The 22,990-nt window shown below is 70.2% G+C and carries 18 protein-coding genes; 15 read left to right on the top strand and 3 right to left on the bottom strand.

Annotation, left to right across the window (positions count from 1 at the left end; translation table 11 throughout):
• The first annotated feature begins 150 nt into the window (after positions 1-150).
• The 4 genes from OG844_RS19410 (at position 151) to OG844_RS19395 (ending at position 6,811) form a co-directional block, all read left to right on the top strand.
• Positions 151-432: an acylphosphatase gene (locus OG844_RS19410; RefSeq protein WP_329206975.1), complete on the top strand. Its 282-nt coding sequence runs from the start codon at positions 151-153 to the stop codon at positions 430-432.
• Positions 433-870: 438 nt separating this feature from the next.
• A complete protein-coding gene (locus OG844_RS19405; RefSeq protein WP_018551753.1) occupies positions 871-1,083 on the top strand; it encodes a hypothetical protein in 213 nt (70 codons plus the stop codon).
• A 285-nt stretch (positions 1,084-1,368) separates the two neighbouring features.
• Positions 1,369-5,130: an AAA family ATPase gene (locus tag OG844_RS19400; RefSeq protein WP_406391858.1), complete on the top strand. Its 3,762-nt coding sequence runs from the start codon at positions 1,369-1,371 to the stop codon at positions 5,128-5,130.
• A 262-nt stretch (positions 5,131-5,392) separates the two neighbouring features.
• On the top strand, positions 5,393-6,811 hold the full coding sequence (locus tag OG844_RS19395) for a sugar porter family MFS transporter (RefSeq protein ID WP_406391857.1): 1,419 nt from the start codon (positions 5,393-5,395) through the stop codon (positions 6,809-6,811).
• 105 nt (positions 6,812-6,916) lie between these two features.
• Here the strand turns inward: OG844_RS19395 and OG844_RS19390 are convergent, their stop codons facing one another.
• Positions 6,917-8,311, bottom strand: a complete 1,395-nt coding sequence (locus OG844_RS19390) for a cytosine permease (protein ID WP_406391855.1) — start codon at positions 8,309-8,311, stop codon at positions 6,917-6,919.
• A 110-nt stretch (positions 8,312-8,421) separates the two neighbouring features.
• Here OG844_RS19390 and ftsY point away from each other — a divergent pair, with 110 nt between their 5' ends.
• On the top strand, positions 8,422-9,627 hold the full coding sequence (ftsY, locus tag OG844_RS19385; RefSeq protein WP_406391853.1) for a signal recognition particle-docking protein FtsY: 1,206 nt from the start codon (positions 8,422-8,424) through the stop codon (positions 9,625-9,627).
• A gap of 75 nt (positions 9,628-9,702) precedes the next feature.
• Here ftsY and OG844_RS19380 read toward each other — a convergent pair whose 3' ends face one another.
• Entirely contained in the window at positions 9,703-10,350 is a 648-nt protein-coding gene (locus OG844_RS19380; protein ID WP_406391851.1) for a bifunctional DNA primase/polymerase, read from the bottom strand.
• A 429-nt stretch (positions 10,351-10,779) separates the two neighbouring features.
• Here OG844_RS19380 and OG844_RS19375 point away from each other — a divergent pair, with 429 nt between their 5' ends.
• From OG844_RS19375 to ffh, 5 genes are all read left to right on the top strand, one after another.
• Positions 10,780-12,255 carry a hypothetical protein gene (locus tag OG844_RS19375; protein WP_406391849.1) on the top strand — a complete coding sequence of 492 codons (1,476 nt, stop codon included), beginning with the start codon at positions 10,780-10,782 and terminating at the stop codon, positions 12,253-12,255.
• Positions 12,256-12,594: 339 nt separating this feature from the next.
• A complete protein-coding gene (locus tag OG844_RS19370) occupies positions 12,595-13,947 on the top strand; it encodes an ammonium transporter (protein ID WP_406391848.1) in 1,353 nt (450 codons plus the stop codon).
• Positions 13,944-14,282 (top strand): P-II family nitrogen regulator, encoded by a 339-nt coding sequence (locus OG844_RS19365; protein WP_014048583.1) that lies wholly within the window; start codon positions 13,944-13,946, stop codon positions 14,280-14,282. Before OG844_RS19370 ends, OG844_RS19365 begins: the two co-directional genes overlap by 4 nt.
• 31 nt (positions 14,283-14,313) lie before the next feature.
• Positions 14,314-16,767 (top strand): [protein-PII] uridylyltransferase, encoded by a 2,454-nt coding sequence (locus OG844_RS19360; protein WP_406391847.1) that lies wholly within the window; start codon positions 14,314-14,316, stop codon positions 16,765-16,767.
• A gap of 121 nt (positions 16,768-16,888) precedes the next feature.
• On the top strand, positions 16,889-18,436 hold the full coding sequence (gene ffh, locus OG844_RS19355; protein WP_406391845.1) for a signal recognition particle protein: 1,548 nt from the start codon (positions 16,889-16,891) through the stop codon (positions 18,434-18,436).
• Between the two features lie 71 nt (positions 18,437-18,507).
• Here ffh and OG844_RS19350 read toward each other — a convergent pair whose 3' ends face one another.
• Positions 18,508-19,374, bottom strand: coding sequence for an SAM-dependent methyltransferase (locus OG844_RS19350; RefSeq protein ID WP_406391844.1), 867 nt, complete (start codon positions 19,372-19,374; stop codon positions 18,508-18,510).
• Between the two features lie 520 nt (positions 19,375-19,894).
• Here OG844_RS19350 and OG844_RS19345 point away from each other — a divergent pair.
• The 5 genes from OG844_RS19345 (at position 19,895) to trmD (ending at position 22,887) form a co-directional block, all read left to right on the top strand.
• Positions 19,895-20,488, top strand: coding sequence for a hypothetical protein (locus tag OG844_RS19345; RefSeq protein WP_406391843.1), 594 nt, complete (start codon positions 19,895-19,897; stop codon positions 20,486-20,488).
• Between the two features lie 157 nt (positions 20,489-20,645).
• Entirely contained in the window at positions 20,646-21,086 is a 441-nt protein-coding gene (rpsP, locus tag OG844_RS19340) for a 30S ribosomal protein S16 (protein ID WP_406391842.1), read from the top strand.
• 2 nt (positions 21,087-21,088) lie between these two features.
• Positions 21,089-21,328, top strand: a complete 240-nt coding sequence (locus OG844_RS19335; protein WP_014153811.1) for an RNA-binding protein — start codon at positions 21,089-21,091, stop codon at positions 21,326-21,328.
• Between the two features lie 87 nt (positions 21,329-21,415).
• On the top strand, positions 21,416-22,066 hold the full coding sequence (rimM, locus tag OG844_RS19330; protein ID WP_406391841.1) for a ribosome maturation factor RimM: 651 nt from the start codon (positions 21,416-21,418) through the stop codon (positions 22,064-22,066).
• Complete coding sequence (gene trmD, locus OG844_RS19325; protein ID WP_406391840.1) at positions 22,066-22,887, top strand: tRNA (guanosine(37)-N1)-methyltransferase TrmD; 822 nt, start codon at positions 22,066-22,068, stop codon at positions 22,885-22,887. The genes rimM and trmD overlap by 1 nt, the downstream gene beginning before the upstream one ends.
• Positions 22,888-22,990 lie beyond the last annotated feature (103 nt).

The raw sequence follows: 22,990 nt of genomic DNA, 5'->3' as shown, positions 1-22,990 counted from the left end.
GTGCCTTCCTATTGCTCCGGGCGTCACTGCGACGTCACCGTGTTCACTGTCGATCTCACCCATTCGGGTGAGGCTATTGCGAGGGGACTGTACGCCATGGCGTAAAGGGGCGACGTGCTCGTTGAGCAATTGGCCCGTTAGCGTTCGGGCATGAGCGAAGATGCACGACTGGTCGTCTGGGTACGCGGCCGAGTACAGCAAGTAGGGTTCCGCTGGTTCACCAGGGCAAATGCTTTGGAGATCGGAGGCCTCACCGGCTTTGCCCTCAATCTCGACGACGGCAGAGTGCAGGTTGTCGCGGAAGGGACACGTGAGAATTGCCACCGTCTGCTGGACTGGCTCGGCTCCGACGACACACCCGGCCGTGTGGACGGCGTCACTGAGATCTGGGACACGCCGCGCGGTGGATACGAGGGATTCGCAATCCGCTGACCGGGGTGACGAAGGGCATGCGGATCCGCTCCGTATCCGGGGAGCGGCGAGGGGTGACGGCGCCGGCCGTCGAGGACCTCGCACCCGAAATGACCTGCGAAAGAACCCGTCGGCGGAGCATGGTTGCCAAGAACGTCATGTCATGCCAGGCTGCGGCATTGACGAAGATCTCCACGCCCCTCGGGACCCCGCAGGAGAGTCGCGCCGCATGATCGTCCGGCCGCGCACCCCCGGGACACCCGCCTCAACGGGGTGTGATCGTGTTGACCGTCAAACTTTTTGGTGAGACGCTGAAAACCCCGCGCACCTTAGCTGTTTGGCAGAGCTGTTTGGCAGCAGAACCACAGTGAAGACAGAGCACTGCCGAGCACCGCGGGTGCGATTCCCTCACGACCCACACCGCATCGGTCGGTCACTCAGTGTGGAGGACCATCCATCATGGCAAAGGCGCTTCTCGGTTACGTCGGCGGTTCCGATCCGCGACTCCTCGCCGAGATGCGACGGCTCCAGCAGCGCGTCCAGGACCTGGAATCCGAGCTCGTACGGATCCAGGACGAGAACGACGCGCTGAACGCCGCCGCCCAGCACCAAGAGTCGCTGCTCGACAGCATCGACATCGACGTACCCCAGGCGGAGCCCGCGCTGACCTGACCGATGGCCCTGTCGGGGCCGGTCGGGCTGCACGTGGCAGCCGTACGGGATCACCACTGGAATGTCTTCGTCACGGATCGTCGTCCGGGAACACCATGGATTGCTTGTGATCCGGTCCGCTCGCGATCCGTCACGCAGGACTGCATGCGAATTACAAGGGACGCCTCGGCGTCCCTTCTTTCTTTGCCCCCCGGCCCGTCCCGGATCTATCGCTCTTCGCCTACCGTCTGATGTGCCCTGCACCTTCATCAGCGAAACCGAGAGTGAAAGGTAGAGTCCGGCGGCGTGCACCTCAAGGCCCTGACCCTGCGTGGTTTCAAATCATTCGCTTCCGCCACGACCCTGCGGTTCGAACCGGGGATCACCTGCGTCGTCGGTCCCAACGGGTCCGGAAAATCCAATGTGGTGGACGCGCTCTCCTGGGTCATGGGCGAGCAGGGCGCCAAAAGCCTGCGCGGCGGCAAGATGGAAGACGTGATCTTCGCCGGCACCACCGGCAGACCACCGCTCGGCCGCGCGGAAGTGTCCCTGACCATCGACAATTCCGACGGTGCGCTGCCCATTGAGTACGCCGAGGTGACGATCACCCGGATCATGTTCCGCAACGGCGGCAGCGAATACCAGATCAATGGCGACACCTGCCGGCTGCTCGACATCCAGGAACTCCTCTCGGACTCCGGTATCGGCCGCGAGATGCACGTCATCGTCGGGCAGGGGCGGCTGGACTCCGTACTGCACGCCGATCCGATGGGGCGCCGCGCCTTCATCGAGGAGGCGGCCGGCGTGCTCAAGCACCGCAAGCGCAAGGAGAAGGCGCTGCGGAAGCTGGAGGCGATGGGGGCCAACCTGGCCCGGGTCCAGGACCTGACCGACGAACTGCGGCGCCAGCTCAAACCGCTGGGCCGCCAGGCCGCCGTCGCCCGCCGTGCCGCCGTCATCCAGGCCGACCTGCGTGACGCGCGGCTGCGCCTCCTCGCCGACGACCTGGTCGGGCTGCACGACGCGCTGCGCGGAGAGATCGCCGACGAGGCGGCGCTCAAGCTGCGCAGGGAGAAGGCCGAGGCCGAGCTCAAGGCGGCGCTCGCCCGCGAGGCCGACCTCGAGGACGAGGTACGGCGGCTGGCGCCGAGGCTGCAGCGGGCCCAGCAGACCTGGTACGAACTCTCGCAACTGGCCGAACGCGTACGGGGCACGATCTCGCTCGCCGACGCGCGCGTGAAGAGCGCCTCCGCCGCACCGGAGGAGGAGCGGCGCGGCCGGGACCCCGAGGACATGGAGCGCGAGGCCGCCCGGATCCGCGAGCAGGAGGCGGAGCTGGAGGCCGCGCTGGAGGCGGCACAACACGCGCTGGAGGACACCACCGCGCACCGGGCCGAGCTGGAACGCGAGTTGGCTGCCGAGGAGCGCAGGCTCCGGGACGCCGCCCGCGCCATCGCCGACCGGCGCGAAGGTCTCGCCCGGCTGAACGGCCAGGTCAACGCTGCCCGCAGCCGCGCCGGTTCGGCGCAGGCGGAGATCGACAGGCTCACCGCGACCCGGGACGAGGCACGCGAGCGGGCGGTCGCCGCACAGGAGGAGTACGAACAGCTCAGGGCCGAAGTCGACGGTCTGGACGCGGGCGACGCGGAACTGGCGGAACAGCACGAGGCCGCCAAGCAGGAACTGGTCGGGGCCGAGGCCGCACTCGGTGCCGCCCGGGAGGCGGCCACCTCCGCGGAGCGCAAGCGTGCCGCGCTCGCCGCCCGCCACGAGGCGCTCTCGCTGGGGCTGCGCCGCAAGGACGGCACGGGCGTGCTGCTCGGCGCGGGGGACCGGCTGTCGGGACTGCTCGGCCCGGCCGCGGAACTCCTCACGGTGGCTCAGGGGTACGAGGTCGCTGTGGCGGCGGCTCTGGGGGCGGCGGCCGACGCCATCGCGGTGACGGACCCGGCGACGGCGGCGGACGCGATCCGTCTGCTGCGCAAGCAGGACGCGGGCCGCGCGGCGCTGCTGCTCGGAGGTGCGGGGGCCGCTGCGGGACACCTGCCCGGCCAGGCGTCCGGCGCGGACGGCGGCGGCACGGAGCACGGTGCGGGGTTCGTACCCGGACAGGGCGGGCAGCCCGGTGCACCCGGGTACCCGGCCACCGGGCAGGCCGCGCAGCCGGGGCGGACCGTTCCGGCGCCGGCCGATCCGGCGTCGGCCCTGGTGTCCGCGGTCGTTCCGGACGCGGCCGTCGCGGCCGCCGGCCGGACGGGGGCCGCGCCCGCACCGTCCGTCGCCCGGTTCGTGCAGGGACCCGCCGAACTGATGGTGGCCGTACGGCGGCTGGTGCGCGACATGGTCGTCGTCGGCACGCTGGAGGACGCCGAGGACCTGGTCGCCGCGCACCCGGGGCTGACCGCGGTGACCGGCGAGGGCGATGTGCTGGGAGCGCACTTCGCGCACGGAGGTTCCGCCGGGGCGCCCAGCCTTCTGGAGGTGCAGGCATCGGTCGACGAGGCCGCGGCCGAGCTGGCCGAGCTGGCCGTACGGTGCGAGGAGCTCGCCGGGGCGCAGCACCGCGCCGGCACCCTGCGCAGCGAGGGCGCCGCCCGTGTGGAGGAGCTGGGGGAACGGCGCCGTGCCGCGGAACGGGAGAAGTCCGGGGTGGCCCAGCAGCTCGGCCGCCTGGCCGGGCAGGCCCGTGGCGCAGCCGGGGAGGCCGAGCGCACCACCGCGTCCGCGGCGCGGGCGCAGGAGGCCCTGGAGCGTGCCACCGAGGAGGCGGAGGAGCTGAGCGAGAGACTGCTCGTCGCCGAGGAGACCCCGGTGGAGGAGGAGCCCGACACTTCCGTACGGGACCGGCTCGCCGCCGACGGCGCGAACGCACGCCAGACCGAGATGGAGGCGCGGCTCCAGGTCCGTACCCACGAGGAACGGGTCAAGGGACTCGCAGGACGCGCCGAGGCGCTCGATCGCGGGGCGCGCGCCGAGCGCGAGGCCCGGACCCGCGCGGAGCAGCGCCGCGCCAGGATGCGCCACGAGGCGGCGGTGGCCACCGCGGTGGCTTCCGGAGCCCGTCAGCTGCTCGCGCACGTCGAGGTGTCCGTCGTACGGGCCGAGGAGGAGCGGGTTTCGGCCGAGGCCGCGAAGGCGGGGCGCGAGCGTGAACTGGCGGCCGAACGCAACCGGGGCCGTGACCTCAAGGGCGAGCTCGACCGGCTGACCGACTCGGTGCACCGCGGTGAGGTGCTCGGGGCGGAGAAGCGGCTGCGGATAGAACAGCTGGAGACGAAGGCGCTGGAGGAGTTCGGCGTGGAGCCGGCCGGTCTGGCCGCCGAGTACGGCCCCGGCCGGCTCGTGCCGCCGTCCCCCGCGGCGGAGGGCGAGGAGCTTCCGGAGGATCCGGAGCACCCCCTCAACCAGCCGAAGCCGTTCGTCAGGGCGGAGCAGGAGAAGAGGCTGAAGGCGGCCGAACGGGCGTATCAGCAACTCGGGAAGGTGAATCCTCTCGCCCTTGAGGAGTTCTCCGCGCTGGAGGAACGGCACAAGTTCCTCTCCGAGCAGCTCGAGGACCTGAAGAAGACCCGCGCCGATCTGATGCAGGTGATCAAGGAGGTCGACGAGCGGGTCGAGCAGGTGTTCACCGAGGCGTTCCGGGACACCGCGCGTGAGTTCGAGGGCGTCTTTTCCCGGCTCTTCCCCGGTGGTGAGGGCAGGCTCATCCTCACCGACCCGGACAACATGCTGACGACCGGACTCGATGTCGAGGCCAGGCCGCCGGGCAAGAAGGTCAAGCGGCTGTCGCTGCTGTCGGGCGGCGAGAGATCCCTTACGGCCGTTGCCCTGCTGGTCTCCATCTTCAAGGCCAGACCGAGCCCGTTCTACGTGATGGACGAGGTCGAGGCGGCGCTCGACGACACCAATCTGCAGCGTCTGATCCGGATCATGGAGGAGCTCCAGGAGAGCTCACAGCTGATCGTGATCACGCATCAGAAGCGGACGATGGAGGTCGCCGACGCGCTGTACGGCGTCTCGATGCAGGGCGACGGAGTCTCCAAGGTGATCAGCCAGCGGCTCCGCTGAGGACCTGCGGGGCCGGGCGGACCGTGGGCACACACGGGCACGCCGTCTTTACCTAATCTTCAACACTTCAACGCACCTTTTGGGTGCTAGTGGGTAGGTGTCAACACTCCTCGACCCTGACTCTCGCCTTGACTTCGAAACTTGAACACATAACCTCGGCAATGTTGTTTTTACCTTCAAGTGGTGTCCGACGGGAAGTTGTGCGCCACTGGAGGAGCTCACCCCCCACGCCTGACGTTGCGGCCAGGCATCAGGAGTTCATGTGACCAGCACAGAGCACGGACCGGACTCCGGAGCCCGGGCGGCCCACCCGGAGCATCTCGGCCATGTCATCTTCATCACCGCAGCGGCGGCGATGGGTGGCTTCCTCTTCGGCTACGACAGCTCCGTGATCAACGGAGCGGTGGAAGCCATCCGTGACCGCTACGACATCGGCTCGGGGACGCTGGCGCAGGTCATCGCCATCGCGCTGATCGGTTGTGCGATCGGCGCGGCGACCGCGGGACGCATCGCCGACCGGATCGGACGCATCCGCTGCATGCAGATCGCCGCCGTGCTGTTCACCATCAGCGCCATCGGCTCCGCGCTCCCGTTCGCCCTGTGGGACCTCGCCATGTGGCGGATCATCGGCGGCTTCGCGATCGGTATGGCCTCGGTCATCGGCCCGGCCTACATCGCCGAGGTCTCGCCGCCCGCCTACCGCGGCCGGCTCGGCTCCTTCCAGCAGGCGGCCATCGTCATCGGCATCGCCATCTCGCAGCTGGTCAACTACGGCATCCTGCAGATCGCCGACGGCGACCAGCGCGGTGAGATCGGCGGCCTGGAGGCCTGGCAGTGGATGCTCGGCGTCATGGTCGTGCCCGCCGTCCTCTACGGGCTGCTGTCCTTCGCGATCCCCGAGTCGCCGCGCTTCCTGATCTCCATCGGCAAGAAGGACCGGGCCCGCAAGATCCTCGGAGAGGTCGAGGGGAAGAACGTCGATCTCGACGCCCGCGTGCTCGAGATCGAGACGGCCATGCACCGCGAGCACAAGTCCACGTTCAGCGACCTGCTCGGGAGCCGCTTCGGCTTCCTGCCGATCGTCTGGGTCGGTATCGGACTGTCCGTCTTCCAGCAGCTCGTCGGCATCAACGTGGCGTTCTACTACTCGTCGACGCTGTGGCAGTCGGTCGGCATCGACCCGACCAGCTCGTTCTTCTACTCGTTCACCACGTCGATCATCAACATCATCGGCACCGTGATCGCGATGGTCCTCGTGGACCGGGTCGGCCGCAGGCCGCTCGCTCTCGTCGGCTCGGCCGGTATGGCCATCGCGCTCGCCGTCGAGGCCTGGGCCTTCTCCGCCGACCTGGTCGACGGCAAGCTCCCCGACACCCAGGGCACCGTCGCACTCGTCGCGGCCCATGTCTTCGTGCTCTTCTTCGCGCTGTCGTGGGGTGTCGTGGTCTGGGTCTTCCTCGGTGAGATGTTCCCGAACCGCATCCGCGCCGCCGCGCTCGGAGTCGCCGCGTCCGCGCAGTGGATCGCCAACTGGGCGATCACCGCGAGCTTCCCGAGCCTGGCCGACTGGAACCTGTCGGGCACCTACATCATCTACACCTGCTTCGCCGTGCTCTCGATCCCCTTCGTGCTCAAGTTCGTGAAGGAGACCAAGGGCAAGGCGCTGGAGGAGATGGGCTAATCCCCGCTGCCCCTCTCCTCGGAACAGAACGCTGCCCCGGTCCGGCCACTCGCCCGACCGGGGCAGCGTGCTGTCGCGGGCCGGTACCGCGCGACGGACCGGCCGTCAGAAGCCGGCGAGGCCGCCGCCGTCCCCGCGGACGGCCGGGCGCGGCAGCAGCGCGTACACCCCCGCCGCGGCCAGGAGCGTCGCCGCCCAGCCCAGGCCGTAGCGGCCGATCCAGGTGGTGGCGAGAGGGCCGGCGAACCACTCCACCCTCGTGAACAGGAGCCCCACGGCGAGGGCAGCCGCCCACGCGGTCATGGCCTGCCAGCAGAAGCCGGCCGAGTACCAGTAGGCGCTGCGGGACGTCGTGTCCATCAGGGCCGCCGCGTCGTACGTACGCCCCCGGAGCAGATCCGCGCCGAACACTCCGATCCAGGCGGAGAACGTCACGGCGAGCAGGGCCAGGAAGGAGATGAACGTGTCGACGAAACTCGTCGCCACCATCATCAGCAGCCCCCCGAGCAGCAGGCTGATGGCGGCGTTCACGCCCACGGCCCAGGCGCGGGGCATCGCGAACCCGAGAGTCTGCGCGGTGAAGCCGGCGGAGTACATCGACATGGCGTTGATCATCACCATGCCGAAGACGGCGATCAGGAGATACGGCACCGAGATCCAGCCCGGCAGGAGCGGCCCGATGAAGGCCACCGGATCCTCCGTGGCGGCCAGTTCCGGCGTGCCCACCGCCATCACCGCGCCCATCATCACCATCGGCAGGACGATGATCAGTGCCCCTCCCACGGTCGCGCCGACCATCATCCGGCCGGAGGCCGAACGCGGCAGATAGCGGGCGAAGTCCGGGGCGGAGGGGACCCAGCTGATGCCTCCGGCGACCAGGGTCCCGATCCCCGCGATCACCATCGCCGCCGGGCCCGCGGGCCGGTCCAGGACGGCCCTCCACGCTGTCGAGCCGATCACATGGGCCAGTACGAGGAGACTGGCGCCGCCGAAGAGGTACGACGACACGGCACAGCACCCTCGCAGTGCCCGGATGCCGAGCCCCGAGACCAGGAAGCTGCACGCCACGAAGGCCGTGAGGGTCACCATGACCAGGCTGGTGGTGCTCCGGACACCGAACAGCAGGTTGAGCACCGCCAGCGTGGCGTAGGAGCCGGTGACCGCGTTGACCGTCTCCCAGCCCCAGCGGGCCACCCACAGCAGGGCGCCGGGGAACAGGTTGCCGCGCTGGCCGAAGACCGCCCGCGACAGCGCCATGCCGGGCGAACCGCCTCGCTTCCCGGCGATCGACACCAGGCCGACCAGCCCGAAGGAGAGCAGCGGGGCCGTGGCCGCGACGGCGAGTACCTGCCAGAAGTTCAACCCGTTGAAGACGGTGAGACCGGCGCCCACCGTCAGCAGCAGCACCGTCATGTTCGCCGTCACCCAGGTGGGGAAGAGGGCGCCGACCCGGCCGGTGCGTTCGGCGTCGGGGACGGGATCGAGACCGCGATTCTCCACGGACAGGAGCGTACCTTTACCACCAAAAGGTGCATAACGCCCCAAGGTCCGTCCGGGCGGAACCCCGGAACCGCGCCCGGACCACAGCGGTGGCCGATACTGGACGGGTTATGGAAATCGTCATCCTTGCTGTAGTCATCGCCCTGGTCGCGGTCGGCCTGATCAGCGGGCTCGTGGTCAGCAGCCGCAAGAAGAAGCAGCTGCCGCCCTCGGCGCCGTCGAGCACGCCGACCATCACTCCTCCCGCCGAACCCCACATCGGCGACGAGGCCGAGGCGCCGCGCGACGAAGCGCGGCGCACCATCGAGGAGGTCGGTCCCCCCGGAACCGAGGCTCCCGCCGGGGAAGCCCCGGTGGTCATCGAGCCGGAGATCCCCCCGCTCGAAGTCCCCGAGCCCACCGAGGGCCGCCTGGTACGCCTCCGCGCCAGGCTCGCCCGCTCGCAGAACTCCCTGGGCAAGGGGCTGCTCACGCTCCTGTCCCGCGACAACCTCGACGAGGACACCTGGGAGGAGATCGAGGACACGCTCCTGACCGCCGACGTCGGTGTCGCGCCCACCCAGGAACTGGTGGAGCGGCTCCGCGAGAGGGTCCGCATCCTCGGGACCCGTACGCCGGAAGGCCTGCGCACGCTGCTGCGCGAGGAGCTCATCACCCTTCTCGGCACCGACTTCGACCGTGCCGTCAAGACGGAGGGCGGCGCCGAGACGCCCGGCGTCGTGATGGTCGTCGGAGTCAACGGCACCGGCAAGACGACCACCACGGGCAAGCTCGCCCGGGTGCTCGTCGCCGACGGCCGCAGCGTCGTGCTCGGTGCGGCCGACACCTTCCGCGCCGCCGCCGCGGATCAGCTCCAGACCTGGGGCGAGCGCGTCGGCGCCCGCACGGTCCGCGGACCCGAGGGCGGCGACCCCGCGTCGATCGCCTTCGACGCGGTGAAGGAAGGCATCGCCGAGGGCGCGGACGTCGTACTCATCGACACCGCCGGCCGGCTGCACACCAAGACCGGCCTCATGGACGAGCTCGGCAAGGTCAAGCGCGTCGTCGAGAAGCACGGGCCGCTCGACGAGATCCTCCTCGTCCTCGATGCCACGACGGGCCAGAACGGCCTGGTGCAGGCACGGGTGTTCGCCGAGGTCGTCGACATCACCGGGATCGTCCTCACCAAGCTGGACGGCACCGCCAAGGGCGGCATCGTCATCGCGGTCCAGCGTGAGCTGGGCGTACCGGTGAAGCTCATCGGCCTCGGTGAGGGGCCGGACGACCTGGCTCCGTTCGAGCCGGAAGCCTTCGTCGACGCATTGATCGGCGACTGACTCCCGTACCCCCGCGCACGCCGGAAGGGCGGCGGACCCTCCTCGGGTCCGCCGCCCTTCCGGCTGGCGCGCCTGTCACCAGCGGTGGCATATGTAGGCCAGCGTGCCCAGCAGCAGTCGTGCCTGCGGGGGAGCGACAGCCGTGTCCGGCTGCGGGGGGCGCAGCCACCGGACCGGCCCCAGACCCCCGAGGTCGGACGGTGGAGCCGTGATGTACGAACCCGGGCCCAGCGCACGCAGATCCAGGTCCGCGTCGTCCCAGCCCATCCGGTACAGGAGCCCCGGCAGTCCGGTCGCGGCGCCTGGGGCGACGAAGAACTGCGTCCGCCCGGTGGGGGTCACCGTCACAGGGCCCAGCGGCAGCCCCATCCGCTCCATGCGTACCAGGGCCCGCCGGCCGGCGGTCTCGGCGACGTCGAGCACGTCGAAGCTGCGGCCCACGGGGAGCAGCATCGAGGCGCCGGGCACCTCTGCCCAGGCGGTCGCGGCGATCGTGAAGGTGGCGCCTGCCGGCACCTCCTGGGCGAAGTCCAGGGGATGTGCCCCGGGTGCAGCGCACACCCTGTCGCCGCACGAGCAGGCGCCGTCCCTCGCCCGTGCTCCCGGAGCCACCGCCCAGCCCCAGATTCCTGTGTACTCGGCCACCGCGGTGCCCTCGGCCGCACGGCCGCGGCGCCGCGAGCCGGATCGCATCTCACGGATGCCGCCGATCGTGAAGCCCATGCCCCCTCCAACGGGTCCGAGTCACCGGTGGTTACGACCCGGAGCGCACGAGCGTCCTCCGGTGCTGCCGACGGTCATCTGACGCGCGGGGGTGACATCGGGGGGTTGCGCGATACGGTTCACGCGCCCCTGAGTGCTTCACTCCGCTCGTGCCTGATCGCGGCCTGTCAAGTGAATCGCGGTCAGCGCCGGGCGTGTTCATCCGAAGGGGTGGCGAATGGTGGCGTTTCTGCGGTCACCCTCGCGCGAGCAGTGATCGTAGGATTACCGTCGGTACTCGAACCATGCAATTGCATGTGCGCTCACGGGTATGCCCCGGGCAACCCGACTCTCTGTTCGATGGTGCGCAACGCCCGTACGGGCAGCACCGATGCACGGCATTCTGATAGAGGTTCGCGCGACAGGTTTCAGCGGGATGGGGGCGTTCCAGTGAGTGGCAGCGGCGCAGGCGAGGCGAATGCCGGGAAGCGCCCCAACGGGCAATTGGGATCATGGTTCGTGCGCAGCGGCTGGTCGAAGGGCGAGCTCGCACGCCAGGTGAACCGACGTGCGCGCCAGCTGGGCGCCCACCACATCAGCACCGACACCTCCCGGGTCCGGCGCTGGCTCGACGGCGAACAGCCGCGTGAACCCATCCCGCGCATCCTCTCCGAGCTCTTCTCCGAGCGCTTCGGCGCCGTCGTCGCCGTCGAGGACCTCGGCCTGCGCGCCGCTCACCAGTCCCCGTCGGTGGCCGGGGTCGACCTGCCGTGGGCGGGCCCGCAGACCGTCGCGCTGCTCAGCGAGTTCTCCCGCAGTGACCTGATGCTGGCGCGGCGCGGCTTCCTCGGCTCCTCCCTCGCCCTGGCCGCGGGCCCCACCCTCATCGAGCCGATGCAGCGCTGGCTGGTGCCCGCGGCCCCCTCCGGGCCCCCGGTGCCGGAACAGTCCGTCACGGGCCAACGCCCCTCACGGCTCTCGGGACCCGAGCTGGACCTGCTGGAGTCCACCACCGCGATGTTCCGCCAGTGGGACGCGCAGTGCGGCGGCGGACTGCGCCGCAAGGCCGTCGTGGGCCAACTCCACGAGGTCACCGACCTGTTACAGGAATCCCAGCCCGAGGCGACCGCCAAGCGCCTCTTCGGGTGCGCCGCCGAACTGGCCGAACTGGCCGGCTGGATGAGCTACGACGTCGGCCTCCAGCCCACCGCGCAGAAGTACTTCGTCCTCGCCCTGCACGCCTCCAAGGAGGCGGGGGACAAGCCGCTGGGTTCGTACATCCTGTCCAGCATGAGCCGTCAGATGATCCACCTCGGGCGGCCCGACGACGCACTCGAACTCATCCACCTCGCCCAGTACGGCAGCCGTGACTGCGCCACCGGGCGCACCCAGGCCATGCTGTATGCGATGGAGGCCCGTGCGTACGCCAACATGGGCCAGCCCAGCAAGTGCAAGCGGGCGGTCCGGATGGCCGAGGACACCTTCGCCGACGCCGGACTCGACGGCGAGCCCGAGCCCGACTGGATCCGCTTCTTCTCCGACGCCGAACTGCACGGCGAGAACGCCCACTCCTACCGTGACCTCGCCTATGTCGCAGGCCGCAGCCCCACGTACGCCTCGCTCGCGGAGCCCGTCATGGCGCGCGCCGTCGAGCTCTTCGGCGAGGACGACGAGCACCAGAGGTCCTTCGCGCTCAATCTGATCGGCATGGCCACCGTGCATCTGCTCAAGCGCGAGCCCGAGGAGTCGACGATGCTGGCCACCCGGGCCCTGAAGATCGCCAAGAAGGTCAGGTCCGAGCGTGTGAACACCCGGCTCCGCAAGACCGTCGACACCGCTGCCAGGGACTTCGGTGACATTCCCGAGGTCGCCCGGCTCACCGACCTGCTCACCGAGCAGCTTCCGGAGACCGCGGAAGCGGTCTGACCGCCACCCCGACCACCGGCCACGACAGCCATCCCGTACATCCCGACTCGGCTCCCCCATTGCCAGGTCAGCGGGTGGCTGCCGTGGCCGGTTCACGTCCTGAGCCGTCCGAACCGCACCGTATGCGGCGCAGGCAGCATGGTAGGCAGCACAACGGGTTCGCCACTCCCGGTTCATTCGGACGTAACACGCGAAGCCCGTTCGTCACTGGGGCGAAACATCGTGCGGCATTCGTGGAAACCGCGCTGCGCGAATCTCATGGCGCATAACCGGCCCGCACCTTTTCCACAGTGGTCCCGCACCCCCGCACGTGGCCGCACCGACGACGAGGAGACGCCGATGCCCCCAGGCATCACGACGCTTGCCGCAGACGCCCCGACGCTGTCTGCCGCCAATACCGGGTTCATGCTCATCTGCTCCGCGATGGTGATGCTGATGACCCCGGGCCTGGCCTTCTTCTACGGAGGCATGGTCCGCGTCAAGAGCACCCTGAACATGCTGATGATGAGCTTCATCAGCCTCGGGATCGTCACGATCCTGTGGGTGCTCTACGGATTCAGCCTCGCCTTCGGCGCCGACGTCGGCTCCGTCATCGGCTGGAGCTCGGACTTCGTCGGCCTCAGCGGGATCGGCGTCACGGAGCTCTGGGACGTCTACACCATCCCGACCTACGTCTTCGCCGTCTTCCAGCTGATGTTCGCCGTGCTCACCCCGGCCCTCATCAGCGGTGCCCTCGCCGACCGGGTCAAGTTCACCTCCTGGGCCCTGTTCGTCGCGCTGTGGGTCACCGTCGTCTACTTCCCGGTCGCGCACTGGGTCTGGGGCGCCGGCGGCTGGCTCTTCGAGCTGGGCGTCATCGACTTCGCCGGTGGAACGGCCGTCCACATCAACGCGGGTGCCGCAGCCCTCGGCGTGATCCTGGTCATCGGCAAGCGGGTCGGCTTCAAGAAGGACCCGATGCGGCCGCACAGCCTGCCGCTCGTCATGCTCGGTGCCGCGCTCCTGTGGTTCGGCTGGTTCGGCTTCAACGCCGGCTCGTGGCTCGGCAACGACGACGGTGTCGGCGCGGTCATGTTCGTCAACACCCAGGTCGCCACCGGTGCGGCAGTCCTGGGCTGGCTCGCCTACGAGAAGATCCGGCACGGCTCCTTCACCACCCTGGGTGCGGCGTCCGGCGCCGTGGCGGGCCTCGTCGCCATCACCCCGGCGGGCGGCGCCGTCAGCCCGCTCGGCGCCATCGCGATCGGCGTCATCGCCGGTGTCCTGTGCGCCATGGCCGTCGGCCTGAAGTACAAGTTCGGCTACGACGACTCCCTGGACGTCGTCGGCGTCCACCTCGTCGGCGGTGTCATCGGCTCCCTCCTCGTCGGCTTCTTCGCCACCGGCGGTGTGCAGTCCGACGTCAAGGGCCTCTTCTACGGCGGCGGCCTCGACCAGCTCGGCAAGCAGGCCGTCGGAGTGTTCGCGGTCCTCGCGTACTCTCTGGTCGTCTCCGCGATCCTCGCCTTCCTCCTGGACAAGACGCTCGGCATGCGCGTCTCCGAGGACGACGAGATCTCCGGCATCGACCAGGTCGAGCACGCCGAGACGGCGTACGACTTCAGCGGCGCCGGCGGCGGCGCGGCCACGCGCACCACACCTCCGGCGCCCGGCGCCACGGCAGCCCCGACGAACAAGAAGGTGGACGCATGAAGCTCATCACCGCAGTCGTGAAGCCACACAGGCTGGACGAGATCAAGGAGGCCCTCCAGGCCTTCGGCGTCCAGGGCCTCACGGTCACGGAGGCCAGCGGTTACGGGCGGCAGCGCGGACACACCGAGGTCTACCGGGGCGCCGAGTACACCGTCGACCTCGTACCCAAGATCCGCATCGAGGTCCTCGTCGAGGACGAGGACGCCGAACAGCTCATCGACGTGGTCGTCAAGGCCGCCCGGACGGGCAAGATCGGAGACGGCAAGGTCTGGAGCGTCCCCGTCGAGACCGCGATCCGCGTACGGACCGGTGAGCGCGGCCCGGACGCACTCTGACCGACGGATTCCCGAACGGAAAGGCAGCTGGGTGACGAGCACCGAAGTGACCACCGAATCCGAGGACTCGGGACCCAGTGGCTACGCGGCGGCCCGGCTGCGTCTTCTCCAGGAGAAGACGCAGTCCGGGCCGCCGCGCCGTGCCGCCCTGGCCCGGATCACCGACGAGTGGCTGACCGCGCTGTTCACCACGGCCTCCGAGGCGGCGGGCGTCCGTGGCGCGGCCCTCGTCGCCGTCGGCGGGTACGGCCGCGGCGAACTCTCCCCGCGCAGCGACCTCGACCTCCTGCTCCTGCACGACGGCAGCGCCGACGCCGGAGCCATCGCCGCCCTGGCCGACCACGTCTGGTACCCCGTGTGGGACCTCGGCCTGGCCCTCGACCACTCCGTACGCACCCCCGGCGAAGCACTCAAGACCGCCGGCGAGGACCTCAAGGTCCAGCTCGGGCTGCTCGACGCGCGCCCCGTCGCCGGAGACCTCGGGCTCGTCGCCGGACTGCGCACCGCGGTCCTCGCCGACTGGCGGAACCAGGCCCCCAAGCACCTCCCCGCCCTCGACGAACTCTGCCGGGAGCGGGCCGAACGCATGGGCGAGCTCCAGTTCCTGCTGGAACCCGACCTCAAGGAAGCCCGCGGCGGTCTCCGCGACGCCACCGCCCTGCGCGCCGTCGCCGCCTCCTGGGTCGCCGACGCCCCACGCGAAGGGCTCGCCGAAGCCCGTCGCACCCTCCTCGACGCACGCGACGCCCTCCACCTCACCACCGGCCGAGCCACCGACCGTCTCGCCCTGCAGGAACAGGACCAGGTGGCCGGCGCCCTCGGCCTCCTCGACTCCGACGCCCTGCTGCGCCAGGTGTACGAGGCCGCCCGCACCGTCTCGTACGCCACCGACGTCACCTGGCGCGAGGTCAACCGCGTCCTGCGCGCCCGCTCCGTACGGCCCCGGCTGCGGGCGATCCTCGGCGGCGGCACCAAGGCCGCCCCGGAACGCACCCCGCTCGCCGAGGGCGTCGTCGAGGCGGACGGCGAAGTCGTCCTCGCACGGACCGCACGCCCCGAGAAGGACCCCGTCCTCACCCTCCGGGCCGCAGCGGCGGCGGCCGAGTCCGGGCTGCCGCTCTCCCGCCACCTCGTACGCCATCTGAGGACCGCGGCCCAGCCGATGCCCGTGCCGTGGCCTGCACAGGCCCGCGAGGAGCTCGTCACCCTGCTGGGCGCGGGCGAGTCCACCGTCGGCGTCTGGGAGGCCCTGGAGGCGGAGGGCATCATCACCCGGCTGCTGCCCGACTGGGAGCGGGTCCACTGCCGTCCGCAGCGCAACCCCGTCCACACCTGGACCGTCGACCGCCACCTCGTCGAGACGGCCGTCCGCGCCTCCTCCCTCACCCGCCGCGTCGGCCGCCCCGACCTCCTCCTGGTCGCGGCTCTCCTCCACGACATCGGCAAGGGCTGGCCCGGGGACCACTCCGTCGCGGGCGAGGTCATCGCCCGCGACATGGCCGCCCGCATCGGCTTCGACAAGCAGGACGTGGGTGTCCTCGCCACCCTCGTACGCCACCACCTCCTGCTCATCGAGACCGCCACCCGGCGCGACCTCGACGATCCGGCGACCGTCCGCTCCGTGGCCACCGCCGTGGGCAGCGCCTCCACCCTGGAACTGCTGCACGCGCTGACCGAGGCCGACGCGCTGGCCACCGGTCCTGCCGCGTGGAGCTCCTGGCGCGCCTCCCTCGTCACGGACCTCGTCAAGCGCGTCGCCGCGCTCCTGGCCGGGGAGGAGCCGCCCGAGCAGGAACCCCTCGCGCCCAGCGCCGAACAGGAACGCCTCGCGATCGAGGCCCTGCGCACCGGCGAACCCGTCCTGTCCCTGCACACCCAGCCCGAGCCCGTCTCGGAGGACGGCGAACCGGGACCCGTCGGCGTCGAGCTCCTCATCGCCCTGCCCGACCGGCCCGGCGTGCTGCCGGCCGCGGCCGGGGTGCTCGCCCTGCACCGCCTCACCGTCCGCGCCGCCGATCTGCGCGCCGTCGAGCTCCCCACCGAGCTCGGCGAGACAGCCGGTCTGCTGGTGCTCAGCTGGCGGGTCGCGGCCGAGTACGGTTCCCTCCCGCAGGCCACCCGGCTCCGCGCCGATCTCGTACGGGCCCTGGAGGGGTCGCTGGACATCCGCACCCGCCTCGCCGAGCGCGAGGCCGCCTACCCGAGGCGGCGCGGCGTGAAGGCGCCGCCGCCCAGGGTGACCGTGGCGGCGGCCGGCTCGCGGCTCGCCACGGTGATCGAGGTGCGCGCCCAGGACGCCCCGGGACTCCTGCACCGGATCGGCCGGGCACTGGAGCAGAGCGCGGTACGGGTGCGCAGCGCCCACGTCTCGACGCTCGGTGCGAACGCGGTGGACGCCTTCTACGTCACGGACACCGACGGTGAGCCGCTGCCCCGGGAGCGGGCGGCGGCAGTCGCCAGGGAGGTGGAGAAGGCACTGCGCTGAACCCCGCCACCGAGCCGTTCGTCACGAGAAACGGCCGGGGGCTTTGCGTTCCACGGGGTCCGGATACCCTGGAGGGCGATTGACCTGCCACCACCCCCGACCCTGAGGACCGACGAGCGCCGTGTTCGATACTCTCTCCGACCGCCTTAGCGCGACTTTCAAAAACCTCAGGGGCAAGGGCCGCTTGTCCGAGGCGGACATCGACGCCACGGCTCGCGAGATCCGTATCGCACTGCTCGAGGCCGATGTCGCCCTGCCCGTCGTCCGTGCGTTCATCGCCAACGTCAAGGAGCGTGCGCGCGGCGTCGAGGTCTCCCAGGCGCTGAACCCGGCCCAGCAGGTCGTCAAGATCGTCAACGAGGAACTCGTAGGGATCCTCGGCGGCGAGACCAGGCGGCTCCGGTTCGCCAAGAACCCTCCCACCGTGATCATGCTCGCGGGCCTGCAGGGTGCCGGTAAGACGACCCTCGCCGGAAAGCTCGGTCTCTGGCTCAAGAGCCAGGGCCACTCGCCGCTGCTGGTCGCCTGTGACCTCCAGCGCCCGAACGCCGTGAACCAGCTCAGCGTCGTCGCCGACCGCGCCGGTGTCGCGGTGTACGCGCCGGAGCCGGGCAACGGTGTGGGGGACCCGGTCCAGGTCGCCAAGGACTCGATCGAGCACGCCCGGGCCAAGCAGTACGACGTGGTCGTGGTCGACACCGCGGGCCGCCTCGGTATCGACCAGGAGCTGATGCGGCAGGCCGCGGACATCCGCGACGCCGTCAGCCCCGACGAGATCCTCTTCGTCGTCGACGCGATGATCGGCCAGGACGCGGTCAACACCGCCGAGGCCTTCCGCGACGGCGTCGGCTTCGACGGCGTGGTCCTGTCCAAGCTCGACGGTGACGCCCGTGGTGGCGCCGCCCTGTCGATCGCCCATGTCACGGGCAAGCAGATCATGTTCGCGTCGAACGGTGAGAAGCTCGAGGACTTCGACGCCTTCCACCCCGACCGCATGGCGTCCCGCATCCTCGACATGGGTGACCTGCTCACCCTGATCGAGCAGGCGGAGAAGACCTTCAGCCAGGAAGAGGCCGCTCAAATGGCCTCCAAGCTGGCGTCGAGCAAGGGCAAGGACTTCACGCTCGACGACTTCCTGGCGCAGATGGAGCAGGTCAGGAAGATGGGCTCCATCTCCAAGCTGCTCGGGATGCTGCCCGGCATGGGGCAGATCAAGGACCAGATCGCCAACATCGACGAGCGGGACGTGGACCGCACGGCCGCGATCATCAAGTCGATGACGCCGCACGAGCGCCGGGAACCGACCGTCATCAACGGTTCGCGCCGGGCCCGTATCGCCAAGGGTTCCGGCGTCGAGGTCTCCGCCGTGAAGAGCCTGGTGGAGCGGTTCTTCGAGGCCCGCAAGATGATGTCGAAGATGGCCCAGGGCGGCGGAATGCCGGGCATGCCCGGGATGCCCGGCTCGGGTGGTGGTGCGGGCCGTCAGAAGAAGCAGGTCAAGCAGGCCAAGGGCAAGCGCAAGAGCGGCAACCCGATGAAGCGCAAGGCTGAGGAGCAGGCCGAGGCGGCCCGCCGTGAGGCGGCGGCGCAGGGCGGCGCGTTCGGTCTGCCCGCCCAGGAGGACAAGAACTTCGAGCTGCCGGACGAGTTCAAGAAGTTCATGGGCTGACCGGCCGGAAAACATGAGGAAGGGGCGCCCCGCTCGGCGGGGCGCCCCTTCCTCATGTTTTCTCCCGGGTGCTAGACCACGCACACCAGATAGCGGAAGACGTTCGGCATCCATACCGTCCCGTCGGGCCGACGGTGCGGATGCAGCGCCTCCGCGACCTCCTTCTCCACCTGGGAGCGGTCCGTGGCCCGTATCGCCGTGTCGAAGAGGCCGGTCGAGAGCAGTCCGCGCACCGCGCTGTCCAGGTCCGCGTACCCGAACGGGCAGGAGACCCGGCCGGATCCGTCCGGTTTCAGCCCCGCCCGCGCCGCGACGTCCTCCAGATCGTCCCGCAGTGCGGGACGCCAGCCGCCGGGGCGCGGTGTGCGCGCCGTCTCGGCGAGCCGGGCCGCCACCCGGAGCACCGGAGCCGTGGCGCACCGCTCGGGCGGTCCCCAGCCGGTCAGGACCACCGTGGCCCCCCGCGCGGCCAGCGGCACGGCGGCGGCGAGCGCGGGCGAGAGCCCTTCGGAGTCGCCGGCCGCGCAGCCGATCGGATCGAAGGCCGTGAGCAGGTTGTACGGCGGTTCACCGGCCGGTGCGGCCGCCGACGGGGCGCCGGCGACCAGCCGTGCCCGCGGCGGTGCGTCCGGCCGTGCGGGCCCTGTCTCCTGGCCGGACACGAGACGCTCGCGGGCCAGCGCGAGCCGTTCACGGTCGGTGTCGACTCCGGTGACGTGCGCCCCGCGCGATGCCGCGATGAGCAGGGCGAGCCCGGAACCGCAGCCGATGGAGAGCATCCGGGTGCCGACCCCGACTTCGAGCCGCTCGTACACCGCCTCGTAGAGCGGCGCCAGCATGCGCTCCTGGATCTCGGCCCAGTCACGGGCACGGGTGCCGCCATCCACGGTGGCGGACGAATCCGCATACCGGTGGTGCCGGACGAGCGTTGGTGTCATGGAATGCGCCCCAATCCGCCGAGAGGTCGGTCGTGCCCTTGTGGGCGGCCCCCGATGTCGTAGGTGCGCCCGCAGCCCCCGTATGCCAGAGAACTCCGCATCCGCGGTCCCGTCCAGAGGTCGGACGGGGTGGGATGGCATTGCTTGCGTGCTCCGGTCGTGCGCCCCCGGCCTCCGCATCGTGGCCGGGGGCGCCGGGGACCAGCACGCCCGCTGCTCGCTCTCGTCCCAGTCTTACCCGACACGCCGGACGGAGCACGTCGAAGGCTCTCCGCCCGGACGGGCGGGGGGTTCGGGGCCGTCCCGCAGTGCCGGGTAATGTCGCCCGTGGGGCTACCCCGCATACGCGCGGGGGCGTACGGCACGCTACGTACCCCCTTGGTGCGAGCTGTGAGCCTTCTCCGCAGATCTGCGCACCCGCCCTCGTCCGGACGCATCGTCGGCAACTGACTGGTACGTGCAAATTATTTGGGATGCCCCGGAATAGGAACACCGGGGCACTCAGGCTCGTTATCACGACGTGAGCACGACACCACCTGTACTTGCCGCAGAGCTGGCACAGGCGTGGGCCGACATTCAGCGGTACCACCCCGAGCTGCCCGATCTTGCCGCGCCAGAGTCCCTGATCGGAGAGTCCTCGTCCGCCTGTGGCGCCGAGCTCTCCTTCGAACGACTGCTCCATGAGGCAGTCCACGGCATCGCCGCCGCGAGAGGTGTCCGGGACACCTCCCGTGCCGGCCGGTACCACAACCGACGGTTCCTCGCGATCGCCGAGGAGCTGGGTCTGGATCATTCCGAGGAACCCCATGCCAGCAGCGGATTCTCGCTGGTGACACTCAATCCCGAGGCCAAACGCAGATACCGACCGACGGCGGAACGGCTCCAGCGTGCCCTCAAGGCGCACACCGTGGCCACCGCCGCCGACACCAAGCGCTCCTTCCGCGGCCCCGCGGCCCGGCACGGCTCCTCCGGAGGGGGCGTGCGGGTCAAGGCCGTCTGCGACTGCGGTCGGAACGTGCGCGTGGTCCCCTCGGTCCTCGCGCAGGCCCCGATCGTCTGCGGCGGCTGCGGAAAGCCGTTCCGTATCCCGGAAGCAGCGGTCGCGGTGGGGTGAGGCGATGTGGTGTGGCACAATGGCTAGCTGTACTCGACAGTCGCATAGGACCCCTCTCTTCCTCCGGCTGACGCGTCCATCGGGCACCCGAGTACCGCAACCCCACGTGGCATCTTGTTGTGCCCAACCACGTCAGAGACCAGGAGACACCACTTCCGTGGCAGTCAAGATCAAGCTGAAGCGCATGGGCAAGATCCGTTCGCCTCACTACCGCATCATCGTCGCCGACTCCCGTACCCGCCGTGATGGCCGGGCCATCGAGGAGATCGGCCTGTACCACCCGGTGCAGAACCCGTCGCGCATCGAGGTCGACGCAGAGCGCGCGCAGTACTGGCTGTCCGTCGGCGCCCAGCCGACCGAGCCGGTCCTCGCGATTCTGAAGCTCACCGGTGACTGGCAGGCCCACAAGGGCCTTCCCGCCCCCGCGCCGCTGCTGCAGCCGGAGCCCAAGGCTGACAAGCGCGCCCTGTTCGAGGCCCTTACCTCGGACGGCGACGAGGCCAAGGGTGAGGCCATCACCCAGAAGGCCAAGAAGTCGGACAAGAAGGCGGACGAGGCGGCCGACGCTGCCGCGTCCACCGAGTCGACCGAGGCCTGAGCATGCTCGAGGAGGCTCTTGAGCACCTCGTGAAGGGCATCGTCGACAACCCCGACGATGTGCAGGTCGCCTCGCGCGATCTGCGCCGTGGACGTGTGCTCGAGGTCCGGGTCCATCCCGATGACCTCGGCAAGGTGATCGGCCGCAACGGCCGCACCGCACGCGCCCTGCGTACCGTCGTGGGTGCCATCGGCGGCCGTGGTATCCGCGTCGACCTCGTCGATGTGGATCAGGTTCGCTGAAAGAGTTGAACACCGGCCGGGGCCGGGGAGGGCTTTCGAGCCGTCCCCGGCCTTTGTCGTCCCTACACCATCACCGGGAGAAGTAGCGTGCAGTTGGTAGTTGCGCGGATCGGTCGCGCCCATGGCATCAAGGGCGAGGTCACCGTCGAGGTGCGGACGGACGAGCCCGAACTGCGGCTCGGCCCCGGGGCCGTCCTCGCCACGGAACCAGCGGCTACGGGACCCCTGACGATCGAGACCGGCCGGGTGCACAGCGGCAGGCTGCTGCTGCGCTTCGAGGGCGTACGCGACCGTACGGCCGCCGAGGCACTCCGCAACACGCTGCTGATCGCCGAGGTGGACCCCGAAGAGCTTCCCGAGGACCCGGAGGAGTTCTACGACCACCAGCTGATGGACCTCGACGTGGTCCTCGCCGACGGAACCGTGATCGGCAGGATCACCGAGATCACCCACCTGCCCTCCCAGGACCTGTTCATCGTGGAGCGCCCCGACGGCAGCGAGGTGATGATCCCGTTCGTCGAGGAGATCGTCAGCGAGATCGACCTGGAGGAGCAGCGGGCCGTCATCACGCCGCCGCCCGGCCTGATCGACGAGAGCGAGGCCGTGGTCGCCTCCTCCCGCGACGAGGCCGACGAGGAGGCCGGTGAGGCTTCCGCGCGCGAGGAGTCCGGTGAGGCTTCCGCGCGCGACGAGGCGGCCGGTGAGGCCTCCGGTGAGCCCGGGAAGGGCGACGCGTGATGCGGCTCGACGTCGTCACGATCTTTCCCGAGTACCTGGAACCGCTGAACGTCTCACTCGTCGGCAAGGCGCGCTCCCGGGGGCGCCTCGACGTACACGTCCACGACCTGCGGAACTGGACGTACGACCGGCACAACACGGTGGACGACACCCCGTACGGCGGCGGCCCCGGCATGGTCATGAAGACCGGGCCCTGGGGCGAGGCCCTGGACGACGCACTGGCCGACGGCTACGAGGCCGGGGCGCACTCCCCGGTGCTCGTGGTGCCCACACCCAGTGGGCGGCCCTTCACCCAGGAGCTCGCCGTCGAGCTCTCGGAGCGGCCGTGGCTGATCTTCACCCCCGCCAGGTACGAGGGCATCGACCGCCGGGTGACGGACGAGTACGCCACCCGCATGCCGGTCGTGGAGGTGTCCATCGGGGACTACGTCCTGGCCGGCGGGGAAGCGGCCGTCCTGGTGATCACGGAGGCCGTGGCGCGGCTCCTGCCAGGAGTCCTCGGCAACGCCGAATCGCACCGTGACGACTCCTTCGCACCCGGAGCCATGGCCGACCTGCTCGAGGGGCCCGTGTACACGAAGCCGCCCGAGTGGCGCGGGCGCGGCATCCCGGACGTGCTGCTCAGCGGCCACCACGGCAGGATCGCGCGGTGGCGCAGGGACGAGGCGTTCCGTCGTACCGCCCTCAACAGGCCCGACCTGATCGAGCGTTGCGAGGCGGCCGGCTTCGACAAGAAGGACCGCGAGATCCTCTCGATCCTGGGCTGGTCCCCGGAGCCCGGCGGCCGATTTTGGCGCAGGCCCGAGGCCATGGAAGAATAGGCCCGCTGTACGTCCGGCGTGCGCCCCTGCCACAGGGGGAAAGACGCCCGCCCGATGTGATCAGCATCCGAACTTTCCCACTCTCCCGTCGATGACCTGTGGC

This window comes from Streptomyces sp. NBC_00887 (genome assembly GCF_045207585.1).
This window is presented reverse-complemented; position numbering and strand designations above follow the sequence as displayed.